The sequence below is a fragment of the Desulfonatronum thiodismutans genome, from assembly GCF_000717475.1.
GTDB classification, from domain to species: domain Bacteria; phylum Desulfobacterota; class Desulfovibrionia; order Desulfovibrionales; family Desulfonatronaceae; genus Desulfonatronum; species Desulfonatronum thiodismutans.
Window position 1 is genome coordinate 437,834 of sequence record NZ_JPIK01000004.1, and the last position, 18,011, is coordinate 455,844.

The 18,011-nt window shown below is 60.2% G+C and carries 17 protein-coding genes; 8 read left to right on the forward strand and 9 right to left on the reverse strand.

All coding sequences use genetic code 11. The annotated features are described in order from the left end of the window. Positions 1-9: 9 nt before the first annotated feature. The 6 genes from hslU to GY33_RS0102655 form a co-directional block, all read right to left on the reverse strand. A complete protein-coding gene (hslU, locus tag GY33_RS0102630) occupies positions 10-1,380 on the reverse strand; it encodes an ATP-dependent protease ATPase subunit HslU (RefSeq protein WP_031385844.1) in 1,371 nt (456 codons plus the stop codon). Next, positions 1,380-1,946, reverse strand: coding sequence for an ATP-dependent protease subunit HslV (hslV, locus tag GY33_RS0102635; protein ID WP_031385845.1), 567 nt, complete (start codon positions 1,944-1,946; stop codon positions 1,380-1,382). The genes hslU and hslV overlap by 1 nt, the downstream gene beginning before the upstream one ends. A 45-nt stretch (positions 1,947-1,991) precedes the next feature. Continuing rightward, on the reverse strand, positions 1,992-4,199 hold the full coding sequence (locus GY33_RS0102640) for a DNA translocase FtsK (RefSeq protein ID WP_084184738.1): 2,208 nt from the start codon (positions 4,197-4,199) through the stop codon (positions 1,992-1,994). Positions 4,200-4,348: 149 nt separating this feature from the next. Then, positions 4,349-4,906 carry an elongation factor P gene (gene efp, locus GY33_RS0102645; protein WP_031385847.1) on the reverse strand — a complete coding sequence of 186 codons (558 nt, stop codon included), beginning with the start codon at positions 4,904-4,906 and terminating at the stop codon, positions 4,349-4,351. Positions 4,907-4,935: 29 nt separating this feature from the next. Beyond that, complete coding sequence (locus GY33_RS0102650) at positions 4,936-5,406, reverse strand: type II 3-dehydroquinate dehydratase (protein ID WP_031385848.1); 471 nt, start codon at positions 5,404-5,406, stop codon at positions 4,936-4,938. 242 nt (positions 5,407-5,648) lie between these two features. Continuing rightward, complete coding sequence (locus GY33_RS0102655; protein WP_084184739.1) at positions 5,649-6,503, reverse strand: tRNA (adenine-N1)-methyltransferase; 855 nt, start codon at positions 6,501-6,503, stop codon at positions 5,649-5,651. Between the two features lie 245 nt (positions 6,504-6,748). Between GY33_RS0102655 and GY33_RS0102660 the strand changes: the two genes are divergently transcribed. The 6 genes from GY33_RS0102660 (at position 6,749) to GY33_RS0102685 (ending at position 14,012) form a co-directional block, all read left to right on the forward strand. Then, positions 6,749-7,711: a radical SAM protein gene (locus tag GY33_RS0102660; RefSeq protein WP_035271023.1), complete on the forward strand. Its 963-nt coding sequence runs from the start codon at positions 6,749-6,751 to the stop codon at positions 7,709-7,711. Between the two features lie 73 nt (positions 7,712-7,784). Further along, positions 7,785-9,251 carry an Rne/Rng family ribonuclease gene (locus tag GY33_RS0102665; protein WP_031385851.1) on the forward strand — a complete coding sequence of 489 codons (1,467 nt, stop codon included), beginning with the start codon at positions 7,785-7,787 and terminating at the stop codon, positions 9,249-9,251. Further along, entirely contained in the window at positions 9,239-9,823 is a 585-nt protein-coding gene (locus GY33_RS0102670; protein WP_031385852.1) for an epoxyqueuosine reductase QueH, read from the forward strand. Before GY33_RS0102665 ends, GY33_RS0102670 begins: the two co-directional genes overlap by 13 nt. 9 nt (positions 9,824-9,832) lie before the next feature. Next, positions 9,833-11,050, forward strand: a complete 1,218-nt coding sequence (hemW, locus tag GY33_RS0102675) for a radical SAM family heme chaperone HemW (protein ID WP_084184740.1) — start codon at positions 9,833-9,835, stop codon at positions 11,048-11,050. Positions 11,051-11,167: 117 nt separating this feature from the next. Continuing rightward, the gene (locus tag GY33_RS0102680; protein ID WP_031385854.1) at positions 11,168-12,040 is read left to right on the forward strand and encodes a DMT family transporter; all 873 of its coding nucleotides are present in this window, start codon (positions 11,168-11,170) and stop codon (positions 12,038-12,040) included. 256 nt (positions 12,041-12,296) lie between these two features. Beyond that, complete coding sequence (locus GY33_RS0102685) at positions 12,297-14,012, forward strand: hypothetical protein (protein ID WP_152555038.1); 1,716 nt, start codon at positions 12,297-12,299, stop codon at positions 14,010-14,012. Between the two features lie 222 nt (positions 14,013-14,234). Here GY33_RS0102685 and GY33_RS0102690 read toward each other — a convergent pair whose 3' ends face one another. From GY33_RS0102690 to GY33_RS0102700, 3 genes are read right to left on the reverse strand one after another with little or no spacing between them, the layout of a single operon-like run. After that, positions 14,235-14,786 carry a nucleotidyl transferase family protein gene (locus GY33_RS0102690; protein ID WP_152555039.1) on the reverse strand — a complete coding sequence of 184 codons (552 nt, stop codon included), beginning with the start codon at positions 14,784-14,786 and terminating at the stop codon, positions 14,235-14,237. Between the two features lie 24 nt (positions 14,787-14,810). Then, positions 14,811-16,157, reverse strand: coding sequence for an alkaline phosphatase family protein (locus GY33_RS0102695; protein ID WP_235185438.1), 1,347 nt, complete (start codon positions 16,155-16,157; stop codon positions 14,811-14,813). A 17-nt stretch (positions 16,158-16,174) separates the two neighbouring features. After that, positions 16,175-17,059, reverse strand: a complete 885-nt coding sequence (locus GY33_RS0102700) for a sugar phosphate isomerase/epimerase family protein (protein WP_031385858.1) — start codon at positions 17,057-17,059, stop codon at positions 16,175-16,177. Positions 17,060-17,294: 235 nt separating this feature from the next. On the opposite strand from GY33_RS0102700, the gene GY33_RS20825 reads away from it, so the two are divergent. Next, positions 17,295-17,648 (forward strand): sulfurtransferase TusA family protein, encoded by a 354-nt coding sequence (locus GY33_RS20825; RefSeq protein WP_152555040.1) that lies wholly within the window; start codon positions 17,295-17,297, stop codon positions 17,646-17,648. Beyond that, positions 17,605-17,970 (forward strand): DsrE family protein, encoded by a 366-nt coding sequence (locus GY33_RS0102710; protein ID WP_031385859.1) that lies wholly within the window; start codon positions 17,605-17,607, stop codon positions 17,968-17,970. Before GY33_RS20825 ends, GY33_RS0102710 begins: the two co-directional genes overlap by 44 nt. The last annotated feature ends 41 nt before the right edge of the window (positions 17,971-18,011 follow it).

Genomic DNA, 18,011 nt, shown 5'->3' on the forward strand with positions numbered 1-18,011 from the left:
CCGTTCGCGCTACAGAATATACCGCGACAAATCCCGCCGTTGCTGAATATCCTGAAGCTTGTCCTGGACATAGGCACCGTCCACGACCACCTTGTCGCCGGAGCGTTCCGAGGCTTCGAAGGAGAGATCAGAAAGGATCTTTTCCAAGATCGTATACAGCCTGCGTGCTCCGATGTTCTCCGTGTCGTCATTGATCTTTTGAGCGAAGTCCGCCACCTCTTCCAGGGAGTCCGGGGCGAATTCCAGGGTCACGCCTTCGGTCCCCAGCAGGGCCATGTACTGTTTGGTCAGGGCGTTTTCCGGTTCAGTCAGAATGCGCAGGAAGTCTTCCTTGGTCAGAGCGGACAGCTCCACGCGCAGCGGAAAACGGCCCTGCAGTTCCGGAATCAGGTCCGAGGGCTTGGACATGTGGAACGCGCCGGCGGCGATGAACAGGATGTGATCCGTGCGCACCATCCCGTACTTGGTGTTCACGGAACTGCCTTCCACCACCGGCAGCAGGTCCCGCTGCACGCCTTCCCGAGACACGTCGGCCTTGGTCGCTTCCCGACTGCTGCAGACCTTGTCGATCTCGTCCAAAAAGACGATTCCGCCCTGCTCGACCCGCTCCCGGGCCGCTTCCATGACCTTGTCCATGTCGATGAGCTTGTCGCTCTCCTCCTGGATCAGCAGTTCATAGGCATCCTTGACCTTGACCCGGCGTTGCTTGCGGCGCTGGGGAAAAACCCGGCTGAACATGTCCCGGAACTGCATTTCCATGTCCTCCAGTCCGGGCATGGCCATGATCTCCACCTGGGGCGAGGAAGCCTTGACCTCCAGCTCCACCAGCCGCTCGTCCAGCTTGCCGTCCCGCCACAGTTTGCGCAGCTTTTCCCGGGTCGAATCCTGGCCGACGTCGCCGTCGCTCTCCAGGGCCGGGGCATTGGTGGGCGGAATGGTGGGCGAGGTCTGCTGCGGAGGCTTTTTGGCCGGCAAAAGCAGGTCCAGCAATCGTTCTTCGGCCAGCTTCTCGGCCTTGACCCGGACCCGCTCGTTTTCCTCCTTGCGCAGCATGGTCACGCCGATCTCCATCAGGTCCCGGATCATGGACTCCACGTCCCGGCCCACGTACCCGACTTCCGTGTATTTCGTCGCCTCCACCTTGATGAACGGCGCACTGGCCAGCTTGGCCAGCCGCCGGGCGATCTCCGTCTTGCCCACGCCGGTGGGGCCGATCATAATGATGTTTTTGGGCGCGATCTCGTCCCGCAGTTCCGGGGCCAACTGCTGCCTGCGCCAACGGTTGCGCAGGGCAATGGCCACCATGCGCTTGGCGTCCTTCTGGCCGATGATGTAGCGGTCCAGCTCCGATACAATTTCACGGGGGGTCAAATAGCTCATCAGGTGGTCGTCTCCTTTTTGGCCTCGTCGTTGCGCAAGATTTCCAGGCTCAATTGGTCGTTGGTGAACACGCACAGCTCCGCGGCAATGGCCATGGACTTGCGCACGATGTCCTCGCAGTCCAGGGAAGTATTCCGGGCCAGGGCTCTGGCCGCGGCCAAGGCGTAGCTTCCGCCAGAGCCGATGGCCGCGGCCCCGTCGTCGGGCTCGATTACGTCCCCGGTGCCGCTGAGCAGCAGGATGGACGTATCGTCGGCCACCAGCAACATGGCCTCCAGCCGCCGCAAATACTTGTCCAACCGCCATTCCTTGGCCATTTCCACGCTGGCCCGGACCAAGTTGCCGCCGTATTCCTCCAGCTTGGCCTCGAAGCGCTCGAACAACGTCATGGCGTCCGCCGTGGCCCCGGCAAAGCCGACCATCACCCGATCCTTGTAAATCTTCCGAACCTTGCGGGCCTTGTGCTTCAGGGCCACGCTCTGGCCCATGGTCACCTGCCCGTCACCGGCCATGGCCACCCCGTCCGCGCCCCTCACGGCGAGAATGGTCGTTCCGTGTAAGTCCATTACTTGCTCCTCAAGTGCTCGTTTAAAAATATCAAGAAGGAACGATCAACCCTTTTTCGACTTGATCACGGCCCGCGGCTTGCTGCCTTCCTGGGCACCAAGCAGGCCGTCCTTTTCCATTTGTTCGATGAACCGGGCCGAGCGGTTGAAACCAATCCGGAAGCGGCGCTGGAGCAGGGAGATGGAGGCCCGGCCCTGTTCCAGGACGAATTCCACGGCCTGGCTGTAGATGGGATCATCCACCACGTCCGAGCCTTCGGGGCCGAGACCGTTGTTGCCTCCGGCCTCCTCCTTGGCCCACTCGGTGAAATCCAGCTCAAAGCTGGGCGGCTGCTGTTCGTGCCAGGCCTTGACCACCGCGGCGATTTCGTCGTCGCCGACAAAGGCCCCATGCATCCGCTGCAACTTTCCAGCGCTGGGCTTAAAGAGCATGTCGCCCTGGCCCAGGAGGTGCTCCGCGCCCACGGAATCCAGAATGGTCCGGGAGTCGTGCTTGGAGGTGACCTGAAAGCTGATCCGGCAGGGAAAGTTGGCCTTGATCAGCCCGGTGACCACGTCCACCGAAGGCCGTTGCGTGGCCAGAATCATATGAATGCCCGCGGCCCGGGCCAACTGGGCCAAGCGAACGATGCACACCTCCACTTCCTTGCCCGCGGTGAGCATCAGGTCCGCCAATTCGTCGATAATGATCACCAGATAGGGCATGGCCCGATGCTGCTCGGCCTCTTCCGGGGGCAGCCCGGCGACCTTTTGCTGGTACGACGAGATGTGCCGGACGCCCAAAGCGGCCATGGCTTCGTAACGGGCGTCCATCTCGGCCATGGCCCAATCCAGGGCGCTTTTGGCCAGGGACATGTCCGTGACCACGGGATGCACCAGGTGGGGCAGGTCCGCGTACACGGCCAGCTCGATCCGCTTGGGGTCCACCAACAAAAACTTGACCTCGTCCGGCCGGGCCTTGAACAGGATGCTCACGATCATCGCGTTCAAACCCACGCTTTTTCCGGCCCCGGTGGCCCCGGCCACCAGCAGGTGCGGCATCCGGGCCAGATCCGCGACCATGGGCAGGCCTTCAATGTCCTTGCCGATGGCGATGGTCAGTTTGGATTTGGATTTCTGGAAGGCATCGGACTCCAGAATATCCCGCAACCAGACCGACTGGCGGTGCTCGTTGGGGATCTCCACGCCCACGGCGTCCTTGCCCTGCAACGGGGCCACCACGCGCACCGATGCGGCCTTGAGCCCCAGGGACAGATCGTCGCTCAGACCGGCGATCCGACTGATCTTCACCCCCGGCGCGGGCTTGTATTCGAACATGGTGATCACCGGGCCGGGCTGGATGTTCTGGACCTCACCCTGAACCCCGAAGTCCGCCAGACAGGCCGACAGGGACTTGGCCATTTCTTGCAGGCGCTGCGGAGAGGTACGCGGCTGCTTGCGGTCCGGAACGGCCAAAAGATTCAGGCTCGGAAAAAACGGTCCGCCTTTCTCCCCCAAAGCAAAATCCAGCTTCTCCGTGACCGCGGCCAGCGGGTCCCGTTCCCTTTTTCCGTCCTTGGGCTTAGGCTTGACGGCCCGGCTTTTTCCTCCGGGAACCTGAAACTCCTCCAACAGGGACGGGGGCATGTCATTATTTCTGCGCTTACCGGGCTTGTCTTTGACCGGGCGAGGGCGGGGAGGTCGTTTGATCCATTCGGCCAAGGCGCTTCCCCAGGTGGTCCAGTAGACGCCGAACAGCAATTGCGAGGACAGAAAGACCAGGAAAAGCCACAACAGCAAAGCCCCGCGCTCATGAAACAAAACCATGCTCAAAGCGTGGAGTTGGTCTCCGAAGTAGCCGCCTCCCTGAATCCCGGCCATGACAAACCGCTCCGCGCCCCAGGGATGACTGGCCGCGGCCAGCAAGGCGCAACAAAGCAGCAGCATGCCGACCCAACGCCACCAAGGCACCCGGAACACGCTCCAGACGCAGGCCACCCCCAACCAGACCAAGACCACCGGAAACACGAACGCCAACAGCCCAAACAGGTCCACGAACAGTCCGGCCACATAGGCCCCGACGATTCCGGCCTGATTATTGATGGACTGGATGCTGGTGGCCTGTTGGTTAAAGGACGGATCCTGGGGATGGTAGCTGGACAGGCTGAGGATGAGAAAAGCGGCGACGAAAAGCAGGGTCAGCGCGCAGATTTCCCGCAGCAGTCGTGTTTCATTTTCTTGGGGGGCGTCGGCGGTCACGGCGGAAGGACTCATGAAGGCTTGATGGAATCAAAAAAGATGAGAATTGGAAACTTTTCTTTAACTTGGAACTCCCGTGGCCTGGGTTCCCGCAAAGACGGGAACCAGGCCACGGGGCAAATTTCAAGACGCTCTCGACCTTGTATGCGCGGAAACGATAGTCGCTACTCGCGGCTGATATAGGTTCCGGAGCGGGTGTCAACCTTGATCTTGTCGCCCTGGTTGATGAACAGCGGAACGTTGACCGTCAAACCGGTTTGAACAACGGCCGGCTTGGTGGAGCCGCTGACCGTGTCGCCTTTGAGGCCGGGATCGGTCTCGGTCACTTCCAGCACCACGGAGGCAGGCATGTCCATGTCGATGGCCTGGCCGCGATACAGCAGCACCTTCACCTGCTGACCGTCCACCAGATAGCGGCCCTTCTCCCCGGCCTGATCCTCGGTCACGCTGAGCTGCTCGTAGGTGGTCATGTCCATGAACACATAGCCCGTGCCGTCATGATACAAAAACTGCATTTCCCGGGATTCCAGGTCCGGCTTGGCGAATTTTTCCCCGGAGCGGTAGGTCTGGTCCAGTATCCGGCCAGTAAGAATGTTGCGCAGCTTGGTGCGCACGAAAGCTCCGCCCTTGCCGGGCTTGACGTGCTGGAATTCCACAATCTCGTAGGGCGTGTCGTCGATTTCAATTTTCAGTCCGCGCTTGAAGTCGGTCGTCGAAGGCATGGCTTGGGTCCCATGAATGAGGTTGAAGGTTATGACGGTTCGGCGATGGACGTGGACCATCGCAGCCAGAGCGTCTGCACGGCCAGGGCGTAGCTGAGCAGGCCGAAGCCGGAAATCACGCCGACGCAGTGTGGGGCGATCAGACTAGCGTGCCGGATGGACTCGGCCCTGGCCAGGATGTTGCTCAGATGCACTTCCACGCAAGGCAGGTCGATCCAGGCCAGACAGTCGGCCAGGGCTAAGCTGGTGTGCGTGTAGGCCCCGGCGTTCAGAGCCACGCCGTAAACATCCTCGTTGCGGGCCTGCTCCAGACGGTCGATGATCCGGCCTTCGCCGTTGGCCTGAAAAAAAAACAGCTCCACCTCGTCCACGGCCCGACCCATCAAGGTTTCCAGCAGGTCCGGCAGGTCGCGCATGCCCTGGGAGCCGTAGATGTCCGGCTGACGCTGGCCAAGATGGCCGAGATTGGGACCGTTGAGGACGAGAATGCGACAGGTCATGAAAGGAAACGCTCACGGAAGGCTGCTGTTTCAGGAGGATACGAGCGGCGCCCGTCGCCTTGATCACGGACGACCAGCTGAGGCGTACACCGCGAAAGAATAGATAAATCTAGCTGGTTGTCCAGAAAATCGCAACCTAGCGGAAGCTGACGGAAGTGGTCAGCCAGAAATGCTCAGCATGAAGAAGCGGAAAGACGACCGGAAACGAGCGTCCGGTCGTCTTTATGAGGTTTGATCAACGATCAAGCTGCATCCACGGGATTTGACGCGTCGATATCCAAGTCCGCCGGGACCTTTGCCGTATTCACCGCCGATTCCGAACATCGCGCAGTTTTGCGGCCCTCGTGCCGGGCGAAGACCAGAAACCCGGTATGGGCGACCATCCGGTCGTCCGGACGTAGCCGTTCGGCTACGGGCTTGTAGCGGCGCAACAAGATTTCCAGGACTTCCACGTCTTCGAAAGGGGCCTTTTCCAAGCCGACCAGCAGGGAGCTGACCTGATTGGTGGTGGGCAGCAGGAAGCCCACCGGCGCGCCGGGCATGATCGCGGCCACGACCTGATCCAGGAAGTCCCACGGGGTGCGTACGTCCAGGAACAGGGCGTCCACGTTGGTCTGCAGGAAGCCTTCGGCGATATTTTGATTGAATTGCTCCACCCGCTCTCCCAAGCCGGACCAACTCAGATTTTCGCCGCACAAGCGGTAGAACTCCTCGCGCTGCTCGTACGTGTAGACCCGGCCGTGATCCCCGACATACCAGGCCAGGGCCGTGGTCAACGCGCCCGAACCGCTGCCGGCCTCGATCACCCGACACCCCGGAGCGATGCCCAACTTGAGCAGGATATAGCCGATTTCCTTTGGATAGATGATCTGGGTCCGCCTCTTGAGCATCTTGACCATGTCGTAGAGGCTCGGCTTGAGCACCCGGAATGGATGACCGAGATGGGTGCGCACCTCTTCGCCGTACCCGGACTGAAGCAGGGCCGCGTGTTCCAGCACCCCGAAATGGGTCTGCATGGTTTCGCCTTCGCGAACTTTTCGAACGTAACGCTTGCCTTGCGGACAGACCAGCATTACCAGATCACCTGGATTAAGCATATTGCCTCCTGAAGATAAAAGAAGTGTGCTGGTATGTGCTGAAACCCGGCGTGTCAAGGCTGAAAGCCCCCTCAAGCAGGGCAGATTTGTTCTCGCACTACGGACGCTCTGAATCGGTATCGAAATCGAAATCGTGATCGAAATCGATTTTTCGTAACTTTCCGATTTCGATAGCGATTTCGATTTCGATGATTGCTGGCCCACCACATCAATATCCGAATCCATACATAACCATCAAACACCCCATGCAATTCAAAACTCTTTACGGCCCGGTCCGATCCGGACGCCTCGGCCTGTCCCTGGGAGTGGACCTCCTGGGCAAGCGCATCTGCTCCCTGGACTGCATCTACTGCGAAGTCGGCCCGACCCGCATCCACACCCTGGAACGCCGCGCCTACATGCCCGCCCGGACCATTCTGGAGGAACTCCGCTCCTGGAAAAGTCAGGGGTTGCCCAGACCGGAGTTCATCACCCTGGGCGGTCTGGGTGAGCCCTGCCTGAACCTGGAACTGGAGGAAATCATCATCGGCAGCCGGACCATCTTTCCGGATATTCCGGTGGCCGTGCTGACCAACTCCACCCTGCTCCACGACCCGGCGGTCCGCCGGGAACTGGCCGCGACGCAGGTGATCCTGCCCTCACTGGACACCCTTGTGCCCAGTGAGTTCATCAAGATAAACAAACCTTGTTCCGGCGTTACATTGGACAATATCACCACCGGACTACTGGAGTTCCGCGAGCGATACGCCGGAAGAATATTTCTGGAAATCCTTTTGGCTCGAGGCATCAACGACAGCGAGGAGAACCTGGCCCGGCTCCGGGACTTCATTCCCAGGCTCAAGCCGGATCGGGTGGATGTGGTCACCATGACCAGGCCTGGCGCGTCCCCTCTGGCCAAGGCGGTGGACGAGCAAACCTTGATCGCTTGGCGTACCGCGTTGCGGGGAACGACCAAGAAAGAGGGGATTCAGCAGCCCGCCTCCATACAGGGCCAAACCCAGGACTTGGCCCAGGACTTGGCAACGGACGCCCAACGCGAGCTGGTGCTGAATTCCCTGCGTCGCCGCCCGCAAACCATCGACCAAGTCCGCGAGGCCCTGGGGCTTGACCCGGCGCAAACCCGCGCCGTATTCGCCGACCTGACCGCCCAGGGCGCGATCCAGCACGCCCGGGAACTCGGCGAGGATTTTTTTCAGGCCGCGCCCTAGAAACGCTTTGCGACCCACTTCCGCTCCATGAGCGGAAGAACTCATAATTTTTAATTTTTTGAAGGAAAAAAACATGGCTCCAACAAAGAAACGCAAAAAAATGTTCATCAGCGTGCTGCCCGGTGAACAGGTCGAGTTGATTCTGGCCGAGGACGCCAAGATCACCGACTATTTCATTGAAATGCTGCACCAGGCCAAAACCAAGGGCAACATTTACAAAGGTACCGTGAACAACATCGACACGGCCCTGCAAGCGGCCTTCATCAATTACGGAGAGGCCCGCAACGGCTTTCTGCAGATCGACGAGGTCCACCCCGAATACTATCTCAAGGAACACAACCCGGAAAACGGCCGCAAGTACCCGCCCCTGCAAAAGGTGCTCAAAAACGGCCAGGAGCTGCTGGTCCAGGTGGTCAAGGAACCCACGGTGAACAAAGGTGGCTTCCTGACCACCTACCTCTCCCTGGCCGGTCGCTTCCTGGTGCTCACTCCGGGACAGGATCAACTCGGGGTTTCCCGCAAGATCGAGGACGACGAGGAACGCACCCGGCTCAAGGAAATCCTCCGGGAACAGGACCTGGGCGAGGGCATCGGCCTGATCGCCCGGACCAACAGCCTGGGTCAGACCAAGACCAACCTGCTCAAGGATCTTCAGTACCTGAAGCGACTCTGGAAGGACGTGCGCAAAAAAGGCATGACCGAGAAGGCTCCGGTACTGATCTACCAGGAGAAGGAACTGGCTTTCCGGGCCGTGCGGGACTACCTGACCTCGGACGTCGGTGAAATCTGGATCGACCACCCGGAAACCATGGAACTGGTCAAGGAATTCGTGACCCTGACCTTTCCCCGACGACAGAACATGGTCAAACTGCACGCGGACACGGACCGCACCCTTTGGGAGCGCTTCAACCTGGAAAAACAATTGCAGCAGATCTTCGGGCGCGAGGTGTTGCTGCCCAGCGGCGGACGTCTGGTTTTTGATCAGACTGAGGCCCTGATGGCCGTGGACGTCAACTCCGGCAAAATCAGCGGAAGCAATTTCAACGAAATGGTCTTCAAGACCAACATGGAGGCGGCCCAGGAAATCGGGCAGCAATTGCGGATGCGCGACGTAGGCGGGCAGATCGTGATCGATTTCATTGAGATGCGCGACCCCAAGCACCGCCGCGAAGTGGAAAAGGAACTCAAGTCCTCGCTCAAGGTCGACCGGGCCCGGGTGGACGTGGGTCGGCTCTCCAAGTTCGGCCTGCTGGAAATGGTCCGCCAGCGCCTGGGCTCCTCGGCCCTGTCCATCAGCTCCGAGCCCTGCCCGCACTGCCAGGGCTCGGGACTGCAACGCAACATTGAATGGCGCGCCCTCCAGGTCCTGAAGGACATCTACCGCAGACTGCGCGCCAAGAACTGCCCCACGCCCCTGGAATACCGCACCGAGGCCGAATTGGCCCTGTACCTGCTGAACCACAAGCGGATCATGCTCAAGGACCTGGAGGACCGCTTCCAGAATTCGATTCTCGTGCTTACCGAGAAATGTCCGAGCTAAAGCCCGGCGCAACCCTGCTCCACGTCTGCTGCGGACCGTGCTCCCTGGTGCCGGTGCAAACGCTGCGGAAGCAGGGGGATGAGGTCGTGGGGTTGTTCTTCAATCCGAACATCCACGGCGTGGAGGAGTATTTCAAGCGCCGGGAGGCGGTGCTTCAGGCCGCTCAAGGACTGGACTGCCCGATGATCTGCCTGGACGCGGAATACGACCCGCGCCGTTTTTTCCAGGTCGTGCACGGCCGGGAAGACCACCGCTGCCCCGCCTGCTACCGGCTGCGCCTGGAGCGGACCTTCGCTTACGCGAGGGAACACGGTTTTTCCACCGTGAGCACCACCCTGCTCTACAGCATCTACCAGGACCGGGACGCCATCGTGGCCATTGGCCGGGAACTGGAAGGCCGGACCGGAATCCGCTTCCAGGACCGGGATTTCCGCCCCGGCTGGCAAGCGGGAATCGACCTGTCCCGGCAATGGGGGCTGTACCGCCAGAGCTACTGCGGCTGCCTGTACAGCGAACTGGAGCGCCGCCGCAAAAAGCTGAACCGGCTGACGGACAGCTCCAGTCCGACGTGAACTTCGTGCATGTTGCTGTATATCCACATCCCCTTCTGCCGGAGCAAGTGCGGGTACTGCTCCTTCTTCTCGATCCCCGCCCCAAGCGCGACCGACCTGGAGGCCTACCTGGACCATCTCAAGGCCGAAATCGCCCTCTGGGGACGACGGCTGGGCAGGGCCGGAATCCGGCGATCCGTCTCCTCCATCTACTTCGGCGGCGGAACGCCCAGCCTGCTTTCCCTGAAACAGATGGAGCGAATCGCATCGGCCCTGGCCCGAACCTTCGAGCTGGCCCCGGGCCTGGAATGGAGCCTGGAGGCCAATCCGGACTCCGCGGCTGACCCGGACTATCTGCGCGGCCTGCTCGTCCTGGGCGTGAACCGGCTCAGCCTGGGATTGCAAAGCCTGGACAATAAGAAACTGGAGGTACTGGGTCGGCGGCACCAGTCCGCCCAAGGCGTGAAGGCCTTTGACCTTGCTCGCCGGGCGGGTTTCGCGAACATCAGCCTGGATCTGATCTGGGGACTGCCCGGACAACGGGCCCTGGAATGGCTGCGTGAGCTGGAAACCGTGGTCAATCTCCAGCCCGACCACCTCTCCTGCTACGGCCTGACCTTGGAAGAAGAGACGCCCCTGGCCCAGGCCGTAGCGGACGGAAAAATCGAGTTGCCGCCCGAAAACGAGCAGGCCAAGATGTTTCTGCAGGGGGCGGAGTTGCTGGAATCAAAGGGGTACCTGCACTACGAAATTTCCAACTTCAGCCGGATGGGCTTCGCCTGCCGCCACAACCAGGGCTACTGGCAATCCCAAAGCTACCTTGGCCTGGGGGCCGGGGCGGTCTCCACCCTGGGCGGCCTGCGCTGGGAAAACCCGAAGAACCTGAAGGATTATGCCGAACTGGTCCGCACGGAACGGATCGGTGAAACGTCCGCGGCCCTGACGCCCGCGGACAAGGTCAAGGAACTGGTCATGCTCTCCCTGCGCACCACCAAGGGACTCAGTCTGACCGAATACCGACAACGCACCGGCCAGGATTTCCTGCGCAGACACCGCCGCCTGATCCAGGTTCTCCGGCAAAACGAATTGATCCGGGTCCATTCCGGCCTGCTGCGCCTGACCAGATCTGGGATGCTGGTCAGCAACGCCATCCTCGAACGCTTCCTGCAGGACATCCCCGGCCATCTTCCAAACGACACACGGGATCACGCCCCTGCATCGGACATAGGATCGAAATCGAAATCGTGAAAGCCAAGCGCACCAGGGAATAGTGGCGGTATCGATTTCGATCCCGATTTCGATTTCGATTACGATTACGACCAACACACTTGGCTTCGCACCTCTTAGTCAACGCTGACCAGCCCTATGCAAACCTGGTATCTCTACTCCTTGCTGGCCCTGCTGCTCCTGGGCGGACAGCGCTTTCTGTACAAGGTCGCCGCAGCCAAGAATTGCGGCACCTTCCTGACCACCTTTTGCTTCATGATCACCGTGGCCGTGCTCAGCACCGGCCTGCTGCTGCTCTTTCCGCCGGTCGTGCCCAGCCTAGCCTTCCTGGCCCTGATCTCCCTGGCCAACAGCCTGACCTTCGTCAGCGCCACCCTGGCCCACATCCAGGCCCTGAAACACATGCCCGCCACCGTGGCCTATCCGTTGATCCGGATGAACATCGTGCTGGTGGTCCTCTTTGCCGTGTTTTTCCTCCAGGAGCGGCTTGAGACCCAGCAGATTCTGGGCGTTGCTCTCTCCTTCGCCACCATCTGGGTACTGGCCCGGGACAACGCCCCGGACAACGACGCCCGAACCAGGGCCAAGGGCCTGATCCTGGTTTTCGTGGCCATGCTGGCCGGGGCTCTCTCGGCCATCAGCTCCAGATACGCAGCCCTGCATACGGATCTGTTGGCCTTCATCGCCCTGTCCTACGTCTTCTCCACCCTCTTCACACTGGCCCTGGCCCCAAGGATGTTCGCCCCAGACCAAGCCCACACCGTACCCCGGAGCTCACGCAAACTGGCCGCGGGCATCGGCCTGGCCATGGGCCTGCTCAACCTGGCCGGGTTCTACCTCTTCCTGAAAGCTCTGGCCCTGGGTCCGCTGGCCATCGTGGCCTCGATCAACGGCATGCACTTTCTGGTGGCCGTGGTGCTGTCCGTGCTAATTTTCCGAGAAAAATTAACCCTCGGCCGCCTGCTGGGGCTGGCTCTGGCCATTGTCGCCATCGTGCTGCTGCGGGGATGATGAGGGATACAGGCTATAGGGAAAAAGGCCGTTTCCGGATGTAAACCGGCTTCCCCATCTTTCCAGCGGAAGATCTAAATCATTTCCTGGCGACCCTTGCATACCCAGCGAAGCAGGCGGTTCAATGCTTCAGAGGATTGCTTCCGTAAGGAACGTCGTTTATAGGTTTCGAGAAATCAATTTATCTCGATAAATGTCAGACCCACGGCCAAAATATTTGCAAGGTTGATTCTCCTGTTAGCGTGCAACAGAGGAAGTGCAGTTTTTCAACTTCCTTGCTGAGTTAAAAAAGTCTCTCAAAGGCGTTTTCCTGAGGCTTTCGTTTAGCCTCGCATGTATTCATTCAGGAGGATGTGACATGGTGCACAGGCGCAAACGACTCGTATTATTGTTGACGGTAGTGCTATCCTTTTTGGCTTTTGGTACTGCAACCCTTGGCGACCAAGCCTGGGCTCAGTCACAGGTTGAGCAGATCAAAGAGGCCAATGATCTGCTTCGTACGGCTGAACGTAATCTGCACGGAGGGAAGGCTGACCTGGCCCTGGCGGACCTGGCCAAGGCCGGGGATATGCTTGAGGCCGCAAAGATTGGAGGCGAGAGTCCGCAGCTGAAAACAGCCTTGAATAAGCATGCCAAGCTTCTGGCCGATGTTCAGCGTCGCACCGGGCAGAAGCAGACTGCGTCTGCCCAGCCGACGGCATCGTCAGGAGGAGGTGCCGCCGTTAAAATGCCTGCGTCCGTGTCCCGTCAGTTCCTGGAGCTGAACCGGGAAATGAGTAAAACCAAAACCAGTCTGAGCTATGACAAATGGTGGGATTTGGCGTCCAGCATGCGCGAGGGTCGTCTTCAAAGCGCGGACGAGAGCCTGGCCATGTTCCGGAGCCAGCTTGACGAACTGATTGCCGGCCTTGACCCTTCCCTGGCCGATGCCCCGCAGGTCCACGAAAATAAAGCACTATTAGCAGAAATTATTTCATGGCGTGAACGTCGGGGTACGGAAACTGAACCCGTTGCGGATGTGCATCCGGCAGTGGCCGAGGCTCTGGCCATCGAGGAGAAATTGCTGGCCCTGCATGCCAAGTATAAAGACCGTTTTGAAGGCGTGTACGGTTCATCCATGATCAACGAGAGTCTGCTGGAAGCCCAGTTCAAGCAAGGTCGCGACGCTTTGGCTCAGTTGGAAGCCTTGGAGAGCGAGGTGGTGCCGGCCATCCAGCCCGTGTTGGCAGTTATTGTCGAAAAATACGGCGACAACCCCATGGATATTGACAATTCACTCTTTGCCCTGGGCCTGAAAAACGATCATTTTTTTGGTGGAGCCTTCCGGGATCTCTACTCGGGGTTGGCGAACATACGTAAGTCCAGACAGGCAACCGGTCAGGACATGGCGGCAAGGGCAGGACAGACCATGAGCGGCATTGAGGGGTACTCCGAAGAAATCCGCCTGCGGAGACTGGGGGAGGCACGGGAGCAACTTTTGCTCGGAAAAGCTTTTGATCCGGCCAACGCCGAGATCAATCGGCTGTTGGGAGAGATGGATATACTGTATGCCGACATCACCGCCCGCATTGAAACAGATGTGGATGCCCGCACCTGGGCCGGGGACATCAAGGACTTTCCCGGGCCGGGATCGCCGGACGTATTGACCCGGGCCGCCCGTGAATATTTTCGGGCGCACCCCAATTGGAACCCATCCGGCAAAGGCGTCGAAGTGCTGGCTGTTGCCCTCCGAGGCCCCTGGGCCGTGGCGACAAGCGATGTTTTCGGGCGGGTTCTTCAATGGCGACTGCCCATCCATGTAGCCATCACCAACACGGAAATGAAAACCGGAAACATTGCCCGTGTTTACGAGTTAAGCATTCTGACCGGCCAAGGGGTGCCGGGTAACGAAGATAAAAAGCCTCCATTCGCCGACTACTGGGTCGGCAACAGCTGGAACATGCGCCTGGATAAAACGCCGGTCCAGAATTAGCCAAAAAAACGCCCGAGGTCTCGAGCCTCGGGCGTTTTTTTTATCGGGAAGGCCTAATGCCGCCATCAGATATGGAGGAAGGAGGACACGTGTAAAAGGGAATCAGTGGTGCCAAGTTTTTATCTTTCCCTCGGAAGGTAAAATCCCTTTTGGTGCCCCTTGTGCTCTGAGCGAAATGGGCGGTTCAATGCTTCAAACGTCGACAGGTTCTGAACCACCCAGTTATTCAAGCCCCCGCAGCCTCTCCGCGATGTTCCAGGCCCGACAATGCCGAACCGTGGCCGCCGGGGTCAGGTGTTCCCAGGGCCGGTCGTCGATCATGGCTTGACGAACCTCCGTGCCGCTGATGCCTTTTTGGTCCGGGGGAACGTCCCAAAGAACATGGGTTCGCAGGCTCAGAGCCTGAAACTGGCTCAGTTTGTGGAGGCCCCAGTCATCGCAGATGGAAAGCAGAAAAACCGCGTCCAAAGGGACATAGTGGCGATAAAGGTCGGGGTGAGTGATGGGCAGGGGAACGATGGTGGTTTCTGGTTGGCTGACTCCGGCTTCCAGAAGGATGTCCCGGAGAATCACCAAGCGTTCGTAAAAGGTCAGGGGGTTGGCCTGGGCGCTGGAACGGTTGCGGTCCACGGCCACCTCGGAGGTCAGGCTGGGATCCGGGTTGGTGACGCCCACGACAAGGTGGCGGCACAGCGCCTTGCCGGCCAGCAGATATCTCAAGTGGTCGTTGTGCGGAACCTGAAACCGACCGTGAATCACGCCGATGTCGTACATGTGGGCTTCCATGTGGATATTGGGTTAAGAGACACGCAGGGGCTGGTAGTCTCCGGGCCAATACAGGCAGTCCTCCGGGGAGTCCCGGATCCCTTCCAGGCGGGCCATGTCCAGATGGTTCAGGATCAACCGGAACAGCTCCGCGCCGCGCACGCCGCCCAGGCACCCCGACGCGGCGTGGATCTCATCGAAGCGATCCACCACATCCCGTCGGACTCCGGCCCCGTGCAGGACCAACGGCACGGGTTCGCCGGAGTGGATCATGTTGCCGGAGCTGGGCGTGGAGTGATCCGCGGTGACCACCACCAGCAGGTCCGGATCTTTCAGTAAGGAATTTTCAACGGTCCCAAGGGCCTGATCCAAGGTCTCGATCACCGCTTTCTTGAGCAAGGGATCCTTGGCGTGGCCCGCCTCGTCCGGGGCTTTGGTGTGCAGGTGGATGAAGTCGTGCCGGGTAAAGTGCTCCGGCACGTCGGCCAGGTCATGGGCAAAGTCCGCCCGCAGGTTGCCGGTGTTCCGCGGCGCTTGCCAGTCCAACCCCAGATACCGGGCCAAACCCCGAAACACCGCGCCCGAGGCGATACTCAGTCCGCGCAGGCCGCAGCGTCGGGAAAACGGGAGCACCGGGCGCAATCTTCCCGCACGCTGGGTGACCAACCCGGTGATGGGCGGAGACCCGGCCCGTCGGCGGCGATCATTGAGGGGATGCTCCCGCAGGGTGCGCCAGGCATGCAGCAAATAGGCCCGCAGCACACGGGCCGTTTTCCGAGCGCGAACCTCCTCGCTCCCCGTCCCATCTGCTCCCCCTTTTCCGGAGTGTTTCGAGACCAAGGGCAGCACGTCCGGCAGGAACCGGCCGTCGCGCATCGGCCCGGTGTCCGTGATGTCCGGAGAAACCTCGCCGGAAAGGACCAGCACCCCGAACACGCCCTTGACCGGGACGTACCGGATGCGGATGCCGTCCTGTTCCCACGTGTCCACGGCCCGAATCAGTTCGGCGACCTCCTCCGCATTAGCCCGGGGAACGTCCCGGACCAAAGCCAGGCAGCCGTCCCGTTCCTCCAGGGCCGCGAAATGGGCCAGGACCGCGACCTCGTCCCGGGCCAGATCCACCCCGGCCCCCAAGGCTTCCAAAGGCCCCCGCCCTGGAAAATCCTCCCGATCATAGCCAAACATGGCGAAGTGCGCGGTTTCACTGGGCAGAGCCTCGCCCAGACTCCCGGCATGGTACAGGCCGTTGGCGCCGTTTCGGGCTAGGCTGTCCAGGTGCGGCGTGCAGGCGGCCTGGAGCGGGGTTCGCCAATCCAAGACCTCATGGGAGCGGTCCCCCAGTCCGTCCAGAACGATCAGCAGGCATTTGTCGGGCATCATGGGCGTGTGGGGGGCGGTTAAAAATTCAAGGGAAAACAGGGGCGTCTTGGCCCAAGCGCGGCAGATCGGGACCGAATCGGGAAAGCCGAATATGGCTCCGCTTCGCAATGACTGAGGTGAGATGGCGGGACGACTTGATCCAATTCATCCAGGAGCAAGGCCCGAGTGGCCAGGGCGTGCTCAGGGCGCTGCAATTCAATGGTCCACCAGACGCACTCGGTCTGCAGGAGCTTGGCTATGAGCGGCCTGAACGGGACGATGTCCTCAATGGGATGATGACCTTGGTCGTCTTCACGTCCGTAAATATGAACCTCGAACAGCCTGTCCGCGAAAAGATCCACGAACCGTTCCGCCGGGAAACGGCCGTCGCGCGCGGCCTCCGAGCCCAAGGCGTGGCCGACGTCCAGGGTGATCATGGCTCCGGTTCGCTCGGCCCAACGCAATACGTTTGCCGGTTCACTGGATGGGCCACAGCGCAGATTTTCCAAGCAGACCACGATGCCCAGGTCTTTCCCGTGGGCCACCAAGCGAGCCAAGTTGTCCATGAATGTCGACTCATGCACCGGTTGGCTCGGGTCGAGTCCGGTATGCACCGTGACCACGGGCTCGCCCAGCCCGACCATGGCCCGCAGGGTACGCAAATGTGCCTCCAGGGCCAGATCGGCCAGGACCGGGTCGGCGTGGCCCAGTTCGTGTTCAAAATATCTGGTATGGAACCGGACGAAACGACTTTGGGCCAGAAACGGCAGGATCATCTCCGCAAGCCGGTCCAGATGATTCGGATCCGGTGAAAACTCCACCGCGGCGGCTAGCTCGCCTACCCAATGCAGCCTGGAAGCCGGGTCCGAGGCGGCCGCGGTAAAGGCCAGGGTCGGGGAAGGGGTTGGAGATGAGCCGTTCATTTCGATTCAGTGGGACGCAACCGGGAGCGTCGAGGGAGAGTCGAAAAACCATGTGGAGCGAAAAGACACCGACACATGGGCGTCCATTAAGTATTTCCGAAACAGCCCGGATCAGCAACTGATTTTTTCTATGGCTCAGACAAAAAAGCATTTGCTTTTCCAATTTGACATTTACCCCTGAAATCATTTCTAAACTGATCGATAGATTCGTCACCAGCAAAGCCACGAAGCGGCCATGACCCAAGAACACTCTCCGACTCCCAGCGACTCACCGAACACCTTCCGGGAAGAAATGCCCCCTCAGGAATGGAATTTCGACGAAGAATTCGACGGCGGGGAGGAAACCTGCGGGCGGGTGATCATCAATCTCTACACCTATCTGCTGCCCATGCCGCCAGGAACCAAGGTCCTGCTCATCTCCAAGGACCCGGCCGCGCCCATCGAGTTTCCGGCCTGGTGTCGGATGACCAGGAACACCCTTCTGGACATGCGGCCCCCATACTATCTCATCGAATACAAACCCGAATGGAAAAAGGAGCAACCCCATGGCGAACCGATTCTGCGTGACCATCAGCCACTGCCGCACTGACGGCGACAAGGCCACCCTGGGCTTCGTGGTGGCCAACGCGGCCCAGGGCAGCGAGAAGGAAACCATGATCTTTCTGAGCACGGACGGCGTGTACTGCGCGGTCAACGGCGAGGCGGAAAAGATTGATGAAGGCGCACCCTTTGCCCCGCTCAAGGAACTGATCACCAAGTTCGTCAATGCCGGTGGCAAAATCTACGTCTGCACCCCCTGCTTGAAAAAACGCGGCCTGTCCGAAGCCGACCTGATTGAGGGCGCGGTCCCGGCCGGCGGCGCGGCCCTGGTGGAATGGCTTTCCGCTGATCCGGCCTGCGTGGCGTATTAGATTGGACGGCTGATTGCAGGTCGAAGGCTGGAGACTGAACC